The organism is Desulforhopalus vacuolatus (assembly GCF_016918505.1).
Lineage (GTDB): Bacteria > Desulfobacterota > Desulfobulbia > Desulfobulbales > Desulfocapsaceae > Desulforhopalus > Desulforhopalus vacuolatus.
In genome coordinates this window covers 1-15,112 of record NZ_JAFFPZ010000033.1, presented here as the reverse complement: position 1 = coordinate 15,112, position 15,112 = coordinate 1, and the positions used below count along the sequence as shown (strand labels likewise).

General features: G+C 49.9%; 16 protein-coding genes. 15 read left to right on the top strand and 1 reads right to left on the bottom strand.

Features of this window, described 5'->3' with window-relative positions; translation table 11 throughout:
• Window positions 1-233 precede the first annotated feature (233 nt).
• Window positions 234-431, bottom strand: a complete 198-nt coding sequence (locus JWG39_RS14095; protein WP_205220061.1) for a hypothetical protein — start codon at window positions 429-431, stop codon at window positions 234-236.
• A 59-nt stretch (window positions 432-490) separates the two neighbouring features.
• On the opposite strand from JWG39_RS14095, the gene JWG39_RS14090 reads away from it, so the two are divergent.
• From JWG39_RS14090 to JWG39_RS14020, 15 genes are all read left to right on the top strand, one after another.
• Entirely contained in the window at window positions 491-1,723 is a 1,233-nt protein-coding gene (locus JWG39_RS14090) for a beta-ketoacyl-[acyl-carrier-protein] synthase family protein (RefSeq protein ID WP_205220060.1), read from the top strand.
• Window positions 1,724-1,896: 173 nt separating this feature from the next.
• Window positions 1,897-2,148 carry an acyl carrier protein gene (locus JWG39_RS14085; RefSeq protein ID WP_205220059.1) on the top strand — a complete coding sequence of 84 codons (252 nt, stop codon included), beginning with the start codon at window positions 1,897-1,899 and terminating at the stop codon, window positions 2,146-2,148.
• Complete coding sequence (locus JWG39_RS14080; protein ID WP_205220058.1) at window positions 2,149-3,534, top strand: phytoene desaturase family protein; 1,386 nt, start codon at window positions 2,149-2,151, stop codon at window positions 3,532-3,534. It begins immediately after the preceding gene.
• 30 nt (window positions 3,535-3,564) lie between these two features.
• Window positions 3,565-4,986, top strand: a complete 1,422-nt coding sequence (locus JWG39_RS14075) for a phytoene desaturase family protein (protein WP_205220057.1) — start codon at window positions 3,565-3,567, stop codon at window positions 4,984-4,986.
• A 1-nt stretch (window position 4,987) separates the two neighbouring features.
• Window positions 4,988-5,734 carry an SDR family oxidoreductase gene (locus tag JWG39_RS14070; RefSeq protein ID WP_205220056.1) on the top strand — a complete coding sequence of 249 codons (747 nt, stop codon included), beginning with the start codon at window positions 4,988-4,990 and terminating at the stop codon, window positions 5,732-5,734.
• On the top strand, window positions 5,734-6,180 hold the full coding sequence (locus tag JWG39_RS14065) for a 3-hydroxyacyl-ACP dehydratase FabZ family protein (protein ID WP_205220055.1): 447 nt from the start codon (window positions 5,734-5,736) through the stop codon (window positions 6,178-6,180). Before JWG39_RS14070 ends, JWG39_RS14065 begins: the two co-directional genes overlap by 1 nt.
• 199 nt (window positions 6,181-6,379) lie before the next feature.
• The gene (gene tolQ, locus JWG39_RS14060; RefSeq protein ID WP_205220054.1) at window positions 6,380-7,075 is read left to right on the top strand and encodes a protein TolQ; all 696 of its coding nucleotides are present in this window, start codon (window positions 6,380-6,382) and stop codon (window positions 7,073-7,075) included.
• The gene (tolR, locus tag JWG39_RS14055) at window positions 7,076-7,498 is read left to right on the top strand and encodes a protein TolR (RefSeq protein ID WP_205220053.1); all 423 of its coding nucleotides are present in this window, start codon (window positions 7,076-7,078) and stop codon (window positions 7,496-7,498) included.
• 7 nt (window positions 7,499-7,505) lie between these two features.
• Window positions 7,506-8,534, top strand: a complete 1,029-nt coding sequence (gene tolA, locus JWG39_RS14050; protein ID WP_205220052.1) for a cell envelope integrity protein TolA — start codon at window positions 7,506-7,508, stop codon at window positions 8,532-8,534.
• Window positions 8,535-8,667: 133 nt separating this feature from the next.
• Entirely contained in the window at window positions 8,668-9,987 is a 1,320-nt protein-coding gene (locus tag JWG39_RS14045) for a DPP IV N-terminal domain-containing protein (RefSeq protein ID WP_205220051.1), read from the top strand.
• 73 nt (window positions 9,988-10,060) lie between these two features.
• Window positions 10,061-11,233: a tetratricopeptide repeat protein gene (locus JWG39_RS14040; RefSeq protein ID WP_205220050.1), complete on the top strand. Its 1,173-nt coding sequence runs from the start codon at window positions 10,061-10,063 to the stop codon at window positions 11,231-11,233.
• Window positions 11,205-11,984 (top strand): TlyA family RNA methyltransferase, encoded by a 780-nt coding sequence (locus JWG39_RS14035; RefSeq protein ID WP_240192149.1) that lies wholly within the window; start codon window positions 11,205-11,207, stop codon window positions 11,982-11,984. Before JWG39_RS14040 ends, JWG39_RS14035 begins: the two co-directional genes overlap by 29 nt.
• Before the next feature lie 5 nt (window positions 11,985-11,989).
• Window positions 11,990-12,139 carry a hypothetical protein gene (locus tag JWG39_RS14030; RefSeq protein ID WP_205220049.1) on the top strand — a complete coding sequence of 50 codons (150 nt, stop codon included), beginning with the start codon at window positions 11,990-11,992 and terminating at the stop codon, window positions 12,137-12,139.
• A 72-nt stretch (window positions 12,140-12,211) separates the two neighbouring features.
• Complete coding sequence (locus JWG39_RS14025; RefSeq protein WP_205220048.1) at window positions 12,212-13,153, top strand: bifunctional UDP-sugar hydrolase/5'-nucleotidase; 942 nt, start codon at window positions 12,212-12,214, stop codon at window positions 13,151-13,153.
• A gap of 510 nt (window positions 13,154-13,663) precedes the next feature.
• A complete protein-coding gene (locus JWG39_RS14020) occupies window positions 13,664-15,049 on the top strand; it encodes a cellulose biosynthesis cyclic di-GMP-binding regulatory protein BcsB (protein WP_205220047.1) in 1,386 nt (461 codons plus the stop codon).
• The last annotated feature ends 63 nt before the right edge of the window (window positions 15,050-15,112 follow it).

Below are 15,112 nucleotides of genomic sequence, written 5' to 3'. Positions count from 1 at the left end.
AAGACCGTGATCCGTTCTACGATAAAGCCGATTTACAGGGGGGGGGCCGCCATAGCGTTATGGGCATGATCCGATATGGAATTCATAACCTCTCTACAGCTGCAGTAATCAACATTGTAATAAGGATACCTTGAAACAGCCTGCATGCGTTCATATTCGAGGCACAGAAGAAAACAGACGAAAGACTGGTTATTCTAGATATCCTTTACAAGAAAGTTGAATATTTTTTCTCCTTACAAAAAAAGTTTATCAGTCCAGCAGTATGGCCGAAAATCTCCAGAGCAGAGGGCTTTTTCAGCCTCCTGTTGTCCTTCTGGGAAAAGGTAAAATACGATCTGTAAAATTTTTGATCTCAGCTTTCCCGTTGCAGCAACTTGAATTTCTTCGACAAATAATCTACAATTTATCTTTTTGTGCTTCGCATGTATCATTGCCTGCCTGCTTCCTGAAAGAGATCCAGTGCATAACCCATTGAAAAAGAGTCTTCAGCATGATTGATTCCAGAATCGTAATCACCGGCGCAGGTCTCACCTCGCCAAATGCAAGTAACTATACTCAGTTCCGCGAAAAACTTCTCAAAGGAGAAAGCAATATTCAGGAGATCGACCTGCGCTATTTTGGCAGGGCACCCGCCGGAGTGTGTTCTTTTGATGAAACGAAATACCGCAAAAAAAAGGAAAACAAGAGGGGAACCCGTGCTGGCTGTATCAGCGTTTATTGCGCCAATGAAGCCCTGGCCTCTGCCGGACTCAAACGTGACAGCTATAATCCTGCACGGGTTGGTGTCTATCTCGGCCTCACCGAACACGGAACGGTTGAAACAGAAAACGAAGTCTACAATATAAAGGCCTACGATTACGACGTTGCCTACTGGTCCCACCATCACAATCCCCGGACAGTGCTCAACAATCCGGCGGGTGAGATAACCATGAATCTTGGGATTACCGGTCCTCACTATACTCTCGGTGCAGCCTGCGCCGCCAGCAACGCTTCCCTCATCCAGGCCGTACAGATGCTGCGCCTTGGAGAGGTTGACATGGCGCTGGCAGGCGGTATTTCCGAGTCAGTCGGCTCCTTCGGAATTTTTGCCAGCTTTGAGGCCCAGAACGCCCTCGCCCATCACAAAGATCCCAAACGTGCTTCCCGTCCTTTCGACAGCTCCCGCAACGGCATTGTCATCTCTGAAGGCGGCTGTATCTTTGTCGTCGAGACACTGGAAAAAGCTCTCGAACGCGGAGCTCATATCTACGGTGAAATTGTCGGCTATGCCATTAACTCTGACGCCAGGGATTTCGTCCTGCCGTGGGCACCACGCCAGGCGGAATGTATCCGTCTCGCTCTTGACCGCGCGGGCATGAAACCAGAAGATATCGACCTCATCAACACCCACGCCACTGGCACAAAGCAGGGTGATACCGAGGAGTGCAAAGCAATCCATGAGGTCTTTGGCAACGCACCGTCTACCTGGATTAACAACACCAAAAGCAACATCGGCCACGCCATGGGTGCCGCCGGCGCACTGGAACTGGCGGGCAACCTGCCCTCCTTCGATGACGCCATGGTCCATCCCACCATTAATATTGACAACCTTGACCCCACGTGCACCTTTGATAAACTGGCAATGAATGAGGCGGTAAAAACTGACGGAATATCCACCATTCTGAACAACTCCTTTGGCATGCTGGGCATAAACGCCGTACTGGTGGTAAAAAAAGTGGAATAGCAGACTGCACTGGTTTTTTAAAAAAAAATAGCCTTCATAGCCTGATATGGTATAAAGTCAGTCATATTTTCTTCTAAATTTGAGGCAGATTATAGAATTGTTCGAAATTCTCTTTCGAACTGCATACGATTCCCGTGCGGGAAACCCGCACACAGACAGCTTGTGGAGAAACAATGACCGGCGAAGAGATAAAAGACCTTATTCTTGAGATTATTGAAGATATTGATGACGAAGCCGATCTGGCAGGCCTTGATCCGGCGGGCCCCCTGCGCGAGCAGCTGGATCTGGACTCCATGGACTTCCTTGACATCGTCATGGAACTGCGCAAACGTCATCAACTGCAGATTCCTGAAGAAGATTATCCCAATCTTGCAACCCTCAACAGCTGCGTAATCTATCTGGAGCCGCTGCTGAAGGACAAATAAATGCGGCTTCCTGTTCTGATCATCGGCGGCGGTCTTTCGGGGCTTGCCGCCGCTGTCCGCATCTCCCGTTTCGGCCAGCGCGTTCTACTGGTGGAGCAGCACACCCGGCCTGGAGGGCTCAACTCCTGGTTTTTTCGCAATAAAACTCTCTTTGAAACCGGCCTGCACGCCATCACCAATTTTGCCGAACCGGAGAATAAACACGCTCCGCTCAATCGCCTCCTGCGCCAGCTGAAGGTAAAGCGTTCAGAGATTGAATTTTGTCCTCAACTTGGCTCAAAGATTCTCTTTGAAAACTGTGCGACACTGTGTTTTTCCAATGATTTCAATCTCTTTGAAACAGAAATCAATGAAAAATTTCCGGGTGCCATCGACAAGGTCCGCAACCTTCTCACTTTTCTTCAGAAGTTTGACGCTTTTGCTCCCGCGCCCTTTCGTTCTGCCCGTGCCTTTCTTGACGAGATTTTTGCCGAGCCGCTGCTTACCGAGATGTTACTCTGTCCTTTGATGTATTATGGCTCCAGCAATGAAAATGACATGGACCTCGCCCAGTTTGCCATTATGTTCCGTGCCATCTTTTTAGAAGGAATGTTCCGCCCGCAGGGGAGCATTAAGGATTTTATTGACCTGCTGCTGCGCCACATCCAGGAGAACGGCGGAGAGATCCGCACCAGCTGCGGGGTGCAGAATATTGCACAGCACAAGGGATACGCAACAGCCGTACTGGAAAACGGCGAAGAAATAGAATGTGATTACATTCTCTCCACCATTGGTTCACAGGAGACAGAAGCTTTGCTCCAGCGGAACAATGGGGCCAGAGACGACACGCCACGACTCTCCTTTGTGGAAAATATCTTCCAGCTGCCGTATGAAGCGCTGCCAGCGGGGGCACAGGGGACCACAATCATCTTTTTCAACCGCGGTGAGAAATTTCACTATCAGAGACCGCAGAACAGTATCGACCCGCGAAGCGGAGTTATCTGTTTTCCCTCCGGCTTTAAAGGCGTTGCCAAACGCGAGCTGGTAGAGATTCGCACAACCCATCTTGCGGCAACAGAAAAGTGGGAACGGCTTGCCATGGTGCCCGAGGCCTATCAACAAGAGAAAAAACGCTGTTCCGGGCTTTCCTGCAGCACGGCCGAGTCGCTGATTGGTGACTTTGCCCACGCAGTCACATTTCGCGACATGTTCACACCGCTGACCATCAAGCGTTATACCGGCAAAATCGATGGTGCCATCTATGGTCATCCGAACAAAATTAAAGATGGTAATATTGGTCTGTCGAATATATTTTTAGCTGGTACCGACCAGGGTTTTCTCGGCATTGTCGGCTCAATGCTGAGTGGCGTTTCTATCGTCAACCAGCATATTCTACCGCGGCTGTAAGGTCGCTGACTCAACAAATTATAAATACCCATGCCTGTTTCGTTCTCCGAATTTCTGCAGCAGAAAGAGCTGCAAAAAAAATACGATGTCATTGTTATCGGCTCAGGACTCGGTGGACTCACCATCGCCAACCGCCTTGCCAACAGCGGGCACAGTGTTCTCCTGCTCGAACACCACTACCGCCTCGGCGGGCTGGCCACCTGGTTCAAACGCCATGGTCATATCTTCGATATCTCGCTGCATGGTTTTCCCTGGGGGATGATGAAAACCTGCAAAAAATATTGGAATAAAGAGATTATGCAGTCAATAGTTCAACTCAAGAACATTGTCTTCGATAATCCTCAATTCCACCTGCAGACCACCTTCACCAGCGAAGATTTCTCCAATAAGCTGGAACATCAGTTCAAGATTCCCCGCACGACTATCGACAATTTTTTCAACACTGTCGCGAAAATGAATTTCTACGACGATCAGTCGATGACCACCCGTGAGCTCTTCGAGACCTTTTTCCCGGGCCGCAACGACGTCCACCGCCTGCTGATGGAGCCGATCACCTATGCCAACGGCTCAACTCTCGACGATCCGGCGATCACCTATGGTATTGTCTTCTCTAATTTCATGAACAGGGGGGTTTTCACTTTTCAGGGCGGCACCGACAAACTGATAGGCATGATGAGCAGAGAGCTGGAAAAAAATGGTGTTACCATCTGCACCGGCGCAAAGGTTGACTCGATTATTATTGAGGGCGGAAAGGTGCGCGGGGTAGTGGTTGACGGCCACACCATCGACGGCAGAAGTGTCGTCTCAAACGCCGGAATCACCAACACGATACGCAACCTCACAGAGCGTGACAGCTACTCGGAGGAGTTTCTTCAGCGGGCAGATGCGGTACGGGTAAATAACTCAAGCTGTCAGGTATATTTCGGAATCCGGGACGGCGAACGCATCAACGATATTGGTGACCTGCTCTTCAGCTCAACCTCACCCGATTTTGAGTCCTCCGAGCTGCTTGACATGCATACCTGCTCCAAGACGTTTTCTCTCTATTATCCGAAAACCCGTCCGGGCCGGGACCGCTACACGGTGGTCGCCTCAATGAATGCCAACTGGGATGACTGGGCCTCCCTCGACCGCACCGTCTATGAAGAGGAAAAAAAAGCACTGATCAATCGCACGCTGCGGGACCTTGAACGTTATCTCCCAGGAGTCACACAGAAGATTGACTGGATGGAAGCTGCAACTCCTGCCACCTTCAACAACTACACCCTGCATACCATGGGTACCTCCTTCGGCACAAAGTTTGAAGGGCTGGATGTCTCCCGCACAATCTTCAAGGAAGTAGGCGGACTTTTCCACGTCGGTTCAGTGGGGATCATCATGTCGGGCTGGCTCGGGGCAATAAACTATGGGGTCATAGTGGCCAACGATGTGGACAGTTATCTGAGGAGCTGAAATGGGAATACCTTTTGATTTCACCGGAAGAAGGGCACTGGTTACAGGCGCAACAAGGGGTATCGGTCGGGCCGTGGCAGAAAGCCTGCTTGCTGCGGGTGCCGATGTTATTGGCATCTACGCCAGCAATACTGAGGCGGCAGAGAAATTCAAAAAGGATTCTCCCTGCCCTGATCGTCTGCAGATGCACCAGTGTGACGTCTCCGACGAAAAACAGGTTGCGGCCTTCTACAGTACACTGGAGGAAAGCGGCACGCCGCTGGACATCCTTGTGAACTGTGCGGGAATACGCCGTGATTCAGTACTTGCCATGATGAAACCTGCCAACTGGCAGCGGGTTCTTGATATCAACCTCACCGGAACCTTTCTCATGAGTCGCGGTGCCGTACCGCTGATGATGTCCGGTCGTTTTGGGCGCATTATCAGCATCAGTTCCCCTGTTGCCCGCATGGGTTTTGCCGGTCAGAGCAACTATGCCGCTTCCAAGGCCGGCCAGATTGCCATGAGCAAAAGCCTCGCAAAAGAAGTGGGCAGAAAGAAGATCACTGTCAACTGTGTCGCCCCCGGATTTATCAACACGGATTTCATCGCCGACCTCCCGGAAGAGCAGGTGAAGGCCTACAGGAAAATGGTGCCGATGCGTCGTTTTGGTGAGGTGCAGGAGATCGCTGATGCGGTCCTCTTCCTCGCCTCCGAGTATGCTGCGTATATCTCGGGAAGCGTACTGGAAATTGCAGGAGGTCTGTAATGACAGATGAAGCTCTTGAGGAGATCAAGGCCCTTATTCCTCACCGCGATCCCTTTCTGCTGGTGGATCGAATTCTCTCCCTTGAGGGGGAAACGCTGATCACTGAAAAAACCTTTTCGCCGAAAATGGACGTCTATCGCGGCCACTACCCCGAAAGTCCCATCACCCCCGGAGTATTGCTCTCTGAAGCCATATTTCAGAGCGGAGCGCTGCTTATTGCAAAGATTGCCGCCCCGGAGGAACTCAAGGCCGGAGTGCCGGTTCTCACCCGTATCCTCGGAGCAAAGTTCAAACGCGGGGTTTACCCCGGCGACAGTGTACAGATCACGGTGAAGCTGACCGAAAGAATCAGCACTGCCTGGTTTCTCAAAGGTGTCCTCAAATGCAAAGGCAAAACCGCTGTGCAGATTGAATTTGCCTGTACCCTCGCGCCACCTTCAGTCTGAATGGTGGACACTGTCAATTTCCCCTCTTTATCGCGCATGGATGTTGAATTTTTCCCCAGAGCGGGTACAATTACTGCTTGAAATTCGAAGGAATTTTCTTTCGGTTTTATGTGTCCATGTGAGCCTTTTCCTTATTATTTCCACCCTGAACAAAACGGCCTGCGGCAACGGCCCCTAATTTTTTTACTGAGGTGTTCCCGTGCAGCTCTCCATTACCCACATGATTCTCAACGCCGGGCCTGTCGGCAAGGGCGTTATGCTCACCCTGCTCATTTTTTCCATTGTTTCCTGGAGCATTATTATCATCAAGTCGCGATTGTTCCGTAAGGTCAGACTCGACTCCGAAGATTTTCTTGCAACCTTCTGGAGTTCCGCCAATCTCAATGAGGCCTATGATGCAGCCTCTGACTTTGAATACTCCCCTCAGGCCACCATCTTCTCAGCCGGTTTCAACGAACTGGAGAAGATCAATAAGATGCGAAAAAGTCAGGAAGAGACTGAGCCCCTTGAGATGCAGCTTGCCACCATGGATAATTTTAAACGCACTATCCGTAAAGCCGCTTCGCAGGAACTGGACCTGCTGTCCCGCAGTCTGCCCTTCCTTGCCACTACCGGTTCGGCGACACCGTTCATTGGTCTCTTCGGCACAGTATGGGGTATCATGGCCTCCTTTCATGACATTGGACAGAAAGGATCGGCTTCCCTTGCCGTTGTTGCCCCGGGGATCTCCGAGGCGCTGATTGCCACTGCCGCAGGTCTTGCCGTGGCAATTCCGGCAGTTATCTTCTATAACGTCTACGCCAGCCGGGTTGACTTTGTGGAAGGGGAGATGGACAGTTTCTCCACCGACCTGCTTAATCTGGTTGAGCGAGATCTCCTCAGTCGGGTGAAATAAATGGGTATGTCAACAGGCAGGAGACGAAGCAGCAGGCGTCTTGTCTCCGATATCAACATCACTCCTCTTGTGGATGTCATGCTGGTGCTGCTGATCATTTTCATGGTCACCGCACCGATGATGACCCAGGGCCTGAACGTGGACCTGCCAAAGGTGACGGGAAAAGCACTCATCCAGAAAGAGACTCCCATTACCATCACCCTCCAGGAAGACGGAGCAATAAGTATCAACAAGATCCTCCTTACCCGTGCACTGATGATCAACGAACTGCAGAAGAAGTATGCAGCCAATAAGAATCAGGCAGTGTATCTGATGGCCGCCACAAATGTTCCCTACGGGCATGTGGTTCAGGTCATGGCGGATATTAAAACAGCGGGTTTTGATCAGATCGGGATGGTAACGGAACCTCCTGATAAGGAATAATACCGCGATGTTTCTACGCCCCGCAGATCACCACCGCAACGTCGACTGGCAGATTCCCCTTCTCTGTGCCATAGCTCTCCATCTTCTGATATCGGGCGGAGCAGTGTATGCTCCCCACCTGTTCAAAGCGACACCGCGTATCGCCGAGGTGCAGACGGTGAGTCTTGTCAGCCTGCCATCTCCACCTGAAAGGTCGGTAAGATCTCCGGCAACGACGAAAAAGATTGAAAAAAAGATCCCGACTGCTCCAAAACCAGTTTCAAAACCCAGGCCCGTTCCCATTTTAAAAAAGAATACTCCGGCAGACATCAAAAAAGTATCACCGCCTCCGGCAGCCGCAGAAACGGTCTCCACGGGTCCGCCAAAAATAATTTCGCTCAACCCGAAAAAGAGTAAGATCAAAAAGGAAGTTCCCAGAGTTCCGGAAAAGGATCTCGCTGCAGAGAAAAGACAACTCGAGCAGAAAGAGCAGCAGAAAGCACTGGCTGTGAAAAAGATCAGGGAAGACCAGAGACGCAGGGCTGTTGCCGAAAAACAACGGCAGAACCTGGCCCGCCAGCTTCGTGAACAGGAGAATCTGGATCAGCAGGACAAACTGGCCTGTGAAAAAGCGAAACTCGCCAGAGAACGGCTCGAAGAAGAACGCGAACTCCTCAAGCAGGCTGATGAAGCCGCCGCAGAGTACACCGCAGCCATCAATTCTGCGAGACAGGGGACGTATTCCGGAAGTAACAGCGCTGCAGACAGCAGTATTGCCCGCATGTATAATGGCGAAATTGCTCAACGGCTGGCAGCAAACTGGCGGCCGCCGGTAAACATCACAAACCCCGATATGAAGGCAACCGTAGCGGTAACCATCAACCAGAACGGTAATATCAGTGAGATGCATTTTGAGAAAAGTTCCGGAGATCGGGTGTACGATCAGTTTGTTACCAGGGCTGTTGAAACCTCTGCGCCCTTTCCGCCTATTCCTCTGGCGATGCATGTCTCTGAACTGAACTACGGATTTGTTTTTACCCCGCAGGGAGTAATGTAACAGTGGATTGCACCTCCGTATTCTCTGCTTTTTTTCAATACATAACCGCGTTTCATGCGGCTTAAAGTTTCCCAGAGAGAGGCACGAAAAGAATCTTCTCGTATCTCTCAGAATTCAACTACGGTGAACACCTGTGAAAACTACCCGTTCTCAAATCACTCTTTTCACTCTCCTTTGTCTGCTGCTCCTGCCTCTGCAGGCACTTGCGGTTGATCGCGTCTACCTTGACATCACCTCCAACCAGATGCGCAAAATTAACATTGCCATTCCATCCTTCGTTGACAAAGCAACCGGGGCTCCGAATAAAACTGGCCGGGAGATGGCCTCCCTGCTTGGCAAGGCCCTTGAATTTCACGGCATTATTCAGATTCTTGCCCCTGCGACATACAATGACAGCCAGCAGGCAGACTGGAAGATGACCGGTGCCGATTATGTAATACTCGGTCAATACTCCAGATCCGGCAGCCAGGAGACCCTTGATATTCGCATGCGTGATGTGGCCTCCGGCCAGTATGTCCCCTTTTCCAGTAAAAATTCAACAAAGACCTCCAGCGGCAAACGTTTTACAGGAAAGATCAGCCAGCAGCAAAAGATGCTGTTCAACTTCTGTGATAATGCCATTGAAGCACTCACCGGTACTCCCGGTATTGCCAGCAGCCGTATTGTCTTTGTCGGCCAGAAGAACAATGCCAAAGAAGTGTATCTTACCAACATTCTCGGGAAAGAACTCCGCCAGGTGACCCGGCATAAAAATATCACCGTTTCCCCTCGCTTCGTGCCAGACAGCACAAAACTTACCTACTCTTCCTATCACAGCGGGAATCAGAACCTCTATATCACTGACCTGCTCCAAAGCAAAACAACCCGGGCGCTGAGCCGCAGAAAGGGGATGAATCTTGCTCCCGCGTGGTCTCCTGATGGCAGCCGTTTTATCGTCACCCTGTCGAAAAAAGGAAATCCCGATCTCTATCTGCTGAACAGTACAGGAAAGATCATCAGGCAACTGACCAGCGGTAAAGGGATCAACGTCTCCCCCACATGGTCTCCCGACGGAAAATATATAGTCTTCACCTCTGACCGTGCGGGCAACACTCCCCAGCTTTATTTCATGGAACTTGCCACCGGTGATGTGAAACGTCTCACCTTTGAAGGTGTGCAGAATGCTGAAGCCAACTGGTCACCCACGGAAAACCTCATCGTCTTTTCCAGCCTGCGTAACGGCGTCTATCAAATCTTCACAATGAACCCACTTTCTTCTGATACACCGAAACAGCTCACCAGAAGTTTTAATTACAGCGAGTCTCCATGCTGGTCCCCCGACGGCCGGCAAATTATTTTTTCACGTCGTAATGGCAAAAAAAATCAGATTTACGCTATAATGAAAGACGGGTCCTTTCCGCGCAGGCTTTTCAATCTGCCTGGAAGCCAGACCTATCCCCGCTGGGCAAAGTAATTTCTTTGCTTGTTAAAAAAACGCACAATATCTGTGTTCCAGCTCAACATATTGCTTCACAAATGGAATTGCCATGAAACCAAGTATTCGAAACGGTATATGTCTCGTCTTCACTGCATCTTTGCTGACAGGTTGTGCCTCCATGAATGAGGTAGATGGTCTGAAACGTCAGATCCGAATGCTGAACCGCAAAGTGGTAGAAATGAAGTCCAATACCGTTGACCATATTGAGAAACGTCAGGCCAGTACCAGCGGATACATGGGCAAACTGCAGGAGGACATCGACCAGCTCCGATCTCAGATTGAAGATTCATACTCCCTCAATCAGCAGCTCCGAGAGCAGTATAAAGAACTGGCAGACTTAATTTCCACTGTTGCCGAGCAGGGATCTGCCCGGCGCGAAGAGGCGAGGATTGCTTTTCAGCAGCAACAGGCATCCAGAGAAGGCAAAATTCAAGAGCTGGATGAACTTCTCCGCAAACAGGAAAGAGACGTCAAAGCGATTCAGCAGGCACGTATCAGGGAGGCTGAACGTAAAGCAAAGGAAGCTGCTCTTGAGGCCCGCATGGCTGCAACGAAAAAAGAAGAAGCACGCCGTCGTGCCCTCTCCAGTTTTTCTGGTTTAAGCACAGACAACAGTGATGTCTCCTCTTCAACACCCTCTCGGGAGATTCTTGCCACTCACAAGAAGGTAATTCATTCCGTACCTGCAGTACCTGCGGTAATAAGTTCCAACGATAAAAATTCTTCTGTTTCCTCAACTTCGGCGATAAAAATTAAAACGACGGTGAAGGAGACTCCAAAAGTGCCGATTGCTGCAGTAAAAGAACCTTTGCAGAAAACGCTCCCCCCCGTTAAACCTGTCTTTACCGGAGCTCCAGTGGTGACAAGCGCTCTCAGCGAGGGAAAACAACAGCTCGCAGATCAAAATTACGATGGTGCCATGGCAATCTTTGAAAAAGTGGCAAGAGACTCCAGCTCTCAAGATTCAATGGAAGCACACTTCCTGATGGGCCAGACCCTGTTTAATCAGAAGAACTACGACCTCGCCGTTGTTCATTTCCAGGCCGTTGTTTCCAAAAGTCCCGGGTCCAAAATGGCTCCACAGGCGCTGCTTAAACAGGCACAGTCTTTCGAAAAACTTGCCGACCGGGATACAGCTAAATTACTCTACGTCAAGCTGGTCACACATTATAAAACAGCGCCGGAGGCGGACATTGCCCGCACACGGCTCAAGTCTCTCTAATTCACCTGATTTGAAAAAGAAACGACTGGATTCCCTTCTCGCAGCCCGGAGTATAGCTCCGGACCTTGATACAGCAAGGCGGCTTATTGGAGCCGGAGAGGTGTATGTTAACGATATGATTTCCGACAAGGCAGGCAGTATGGTGCCTGAAACGGCTGTGATTCGTCTCAAACAGCACTGTCCTTTTGTCTCCCGTGGCGGCTTCAAGCTCGCTCAGGGCATTGAAGCTTTCGCTGTTTCTGTTGAACATCGCATCTGCCTTGATGTAGGTGCTTCCACCGGCGGCTTTACCGATTGCCTGCTGCAACATGGTGCCGCAAAAGTCTATGCTGTAGATGTGGCGTATGGGCAGCTTGCCTGGAAACTGCGCCAGGATGAGCGCGTCTGCGTCATTGAGCGTTGTAACGCCCGCCACCTGACACCGGAGCAACTCGGTGAAGCTGTTGATCTCGCTGTAACCGATGTTTCCTTCATTTCGTTGACCCGTATTCTCCCCCCAATGGCAGCCGCTTTCCAGGACAGGCCGGTAAATATTATTGCCCTCATCAAACCGCAATTTGAGTTGCCCAGGGATGATATTGGAGAAGGCGGGATTGTTCGTGATCCCGCACTTCACAACAAGGCAAAACAGAAAATTATTGATTTCACCCGCAACTTCCCCACCCCATCACTCCATGTTAATGGAATTGTTGAATCTCCGATAAAAGGGCCAAAAGGGAACACGGAATTTCTTATTCACATCATTTCTTGAGAATTATGAACATTACTCTGATCCAGCTATTCGTTACCGCCACTCTTGCCCTGCTGCTCAACGCGGGAAATGCTTTCGCGGCAACCTCCGCAGTACACAGCTTTACTCTGCTCTTTAATAACAACCAGCAGGGTCAGTATCTCCCCTGTGGTTGACACACCCACCGACTGGGCGGTCTGTCCGGCAAATCACGAAGAGTCCGCTCAACGCGGGAAACTGCAGAGAATGTGTTTCTTGTTGACTCGGGCAACATTTTCTTTCAATACGGAAAAAAGGCAAAGCCACAGAGCCGCAGTGCCATCCTTACGGCTGAAGGAATAGCTGAAGCCAATGTTCTCATGGGGCTTGACGCCATGACGGTCAGTACACTTGATCTGCAGGGTGGCAACTCCTTTTTCCTCCGGGAAAAGATAGCAGCTCTGCCGATTGTCTCCGCCAACACCCTGCGCAGGGATGGCACGGCACCCTTTCCCCCCTGGATACTAAAACAGAGCGGCGAGATCTCCCTGGCCTTTATCGGAATCAGCGGCGGGTCTCTGGAGCACGTCAAAGATTTTACCCTTTCCCCGCCGATGCCAGCGCTGGAGAAAAGCCTGGCAGAACTGAAAGGAAAGGCACCGTTTATTGTACTGCTCTCTACTCTCACCTCTAAGGAGAACAGTACAATTGCCAGAGAACATCCGGAAATTCAGGTAATCATATCCTGTATCCTCATGCGGGGAAACCTCGTCCGCCTGCCAGCGCCGGGAACCCTCGTCGCTCAAACTACCAGTGACCTTGCATCTCTTGGAGAACTCGAAATATCATGGCGGCCCGATGCGTCGAAGGGATGGCGGGAAATCCACCCGGTGGCGAGGGAAGAACTGGAGAGAAGTCTCACTGCAGGGACAGAAAAGATTGCCAGGATGGAGAATCTCATCGCCGGTGCAACGGAAAAAAAGAGGCGCCGGCTTACCCACCGCATAGGAAAGCAGCGTCGGCTCAATACATTACTGAAGGCAAAAATTGATTACAGCCTTGAAAGTAACGACCTTGTCCAGAAAGGAGAGGTGAGTACGTTTATCTCCCACTTCCACAAGGTCTATCCTAAACCGGGTATGCAGTCAGTCTTCAATATTGTGAACAACCTGGGAAAGCAGCTGAAAGAGCTGCAGCTGGGAACTCAATAATCTGTCAGCAGTTCTACCCTCTGCAACGACGTAAAAAACATCGAAGTCCCCCTTTTTCGTTCATTTTCTTCGTTATAGAAAAAATTTATTCTCGCAGGTAAGCGCTGGTACACTGTAAATTCTAATTATTCGTATTGGCAACAAACCACTCAACTCTGCCAGAAACGTGTACGCTCAAACTTCAATCACCTCCCGTTTCAGAAGAAGGCTGATAAAAGATCTCAATATCATCTTCGCACCGCAGAAGTCTCTCCTTAACAATTTTTATCTGATCTTCTCGTAAATTACTCCAGCACAAGAAATTCCTTTCTCCCCCTGCACAATCTCCATCCAATCCTTTATTGACCTTGAATACATATCCAATTATTCTCAAAGAGATATTGTAAACTGAGTATCAGCCGCAGGAAATATGCCGAAAAAAGTTTTTTTCTCATCAGGAGACATTTGAAAGAGCAGCTTTCCGACAGATCGGGGAAAGGGAATGTTGACATTTTTATATGGGGTTACAGCATGACAAAAAAAGCACCTTGCACATTGCTACTGGCAATCATTTTTTCCGTTATTTTTACTTCCTATGGCCACTGTGAGTCACTGGGAAATGAAATTTTTACTGTCGCCATCCCATTTGCTCAAGAGCAGTTCAATAAAGACCAGATTACTCAAAAGATGCAGAGTTACCGCGATGTCATTCTTTTTGATGAACAGAAAAGCCGTATAGCTGCTGTCGGTCATTACTTGAGAAGACAGGAAGCAACAGCCCTTTTGGCAGACCTTAAAAATGAATATCCAGAAGCCCGTATTACCAGTCTCAATAATTTTACTACGCCAGGCATCTTCCTGCCGTGGCTGTCCAGAATCCAGTTGAATGAACTCGGTTATCAAAGTGATCTGATTTCCTACGGTCCCCACCCTTATATTGCCTTTTCCTTTCCCTGGACTCCCGGCACACAACCTGAAAACGGGCGTCTGCTGCTCCGCATCAGACACACGCCCCTGGTACAGTCCTTTTCTTCCGTACACGTGAAAATTGCAGGAATCTCAGCTGGCATGTATGACATTACACAGAACCACGATCCTTTGTCGCTCTCCATCCCCCTGGCCCCTTTTTCCGACTTCTTAAATAAGAATATCCATGACGGCCATCTCAATGTAACTGTTGAGGGAACACTCAGGCTTTTTGACGATATCTGTAAAAATCAACAGTCCAATGAATTGTGGCTGGTCGTAGATAATGACAGTCTCATAGAGACAAACCATGCATCGGATACCGTATTGTTGAACCGTTTTCTGGCTGATTCTGCCCCGGCTGTCATGGTGGTGGCCGATGAGACAAATAAAGACATCTGGCAGGGAGTGCTGTCCACTGTGGCTGCAGCCAAAGCGGCTGTGCCTTCGATTAATGTCTCCGTTGCCATGTCCCCTGCGGTAAACCCCTTCGGACACACGATTATTGTGGGTGCATTTGATCAGGACATGGTCCTTGAAGGTTCCACTCTGTATCTGAGTCCAGAAGGAGCCCGGGCTCTGGGAGACAAAGCCGCCGCGCTGCTGGCTTCCCCCAGGGTGATAGTTCAAAAACTGGAGCATACGGAATGGAACCAGACCGGTTCGCCGCTTGCTTTTTCCTCGCTGGGTTTTCAGACAGCATCGGTCAAAGGTGTCGGGGAACTTGTCACCCAGACATCTTTCACCCTGCCCCAGATCAACGGGTTTCCCAAATCATTAACTGCCGTTCTGCATCTGACTCATACATCTATTCCCCCGGAAGATAAGGGCTTTCTCAAAATTCGACTTAACGGACACCTGATCGCCTCCCAAAGGCTTTCTCATAACTTATATTTCGCACTTTGTGAAAATATTATTCCTAATACCCACAGATGCTCTCGGCATGGTTAGGTCAGGACTCTCTTTTTTTTCAGCAATTCTGAAATGCTGATCTACTTGCAGAAACTAACCGTA

Coding starts and splice junctions, on each gene's coding strand:
- JWG39_RS14090 (WP_205220060.1), top strand. CDS start 491: ATGATTGATTCCAGAATCGTAATCACCGGCGCAGGTCTCACCTCGCCA.
- JWG39_RS14065 (WP_205220055.1), top strand. CDS start 5,734: ATGACAGATGAAGCTCTTGAGGAGATCAAGGCCCTTATTCCTCACCGC.
- JWG39_RS14020 (WP_205220047.1), top strand. CDS start 13,664: ATGACAAAAAAAGCACCTTGCACATTGCTACTGGCAATCATTTTTTCC.
- tolR (WP_205220053.1), top strand. CDS start 7,076: ATGGGTATGTCAACAGGCAGGAGACGAAGCAGCAGGCGTCTTGTCTCC.
- JWG39_RS14075 (WP_205220057.1), top strand. CDS start 3,565: ATGCCTGTTTCGTTCTCCGAATTTCTGCAGCAGAAAGAGCTGCAAAAA.
- JWG39_RS14095 (WP_205220061.1), bottom strand. CDS start 431: ATGATACATGCGAAGCACAAAAAGATAAATTGTAGATTATTTGTCGAA.
- JWG39_RS14040 (WP_205220050.1), top strand. CDS start 10,061: ATGAAACCAAGTATTCGAAACGGTATATGTCTCGTCTTCACTGCATCT.
- JWG39_RS14030 (WP_205220049.1), top strand. CDS start 11,990: ATGAACATTACTCTGATCCAGCTATTCGTTACCGCCACTCTTGCCCTG.
- tolA (WP_205220052.1), top strand. CDS start 7,506: ATGTTTCTACGCCCCGCAGATCACCACCGCAACGTCGACTGGCAGATT.
- JWG39_RS14070 (WP_205220056.1), top strand. CDS start 4,988: ATGGGAATACCTTTTGATTTCACCGGAAGAAGGGCACTGGTTACAGGC.
- JWG39_RS14080 (WP_205220058.1), top strand. CDS start 2,149: ATGCGGCTTCCTGTTCTGATCATCGGCGGCGGTCTTTCGGGGCTTGCC.
- JWG39_RS14085 (WP_205220059.1), top strand. CDS start 1,897: ATGACCGGCGAAGAGATAAAAGACCTTATTCTTGAGATTATTGAAGAT.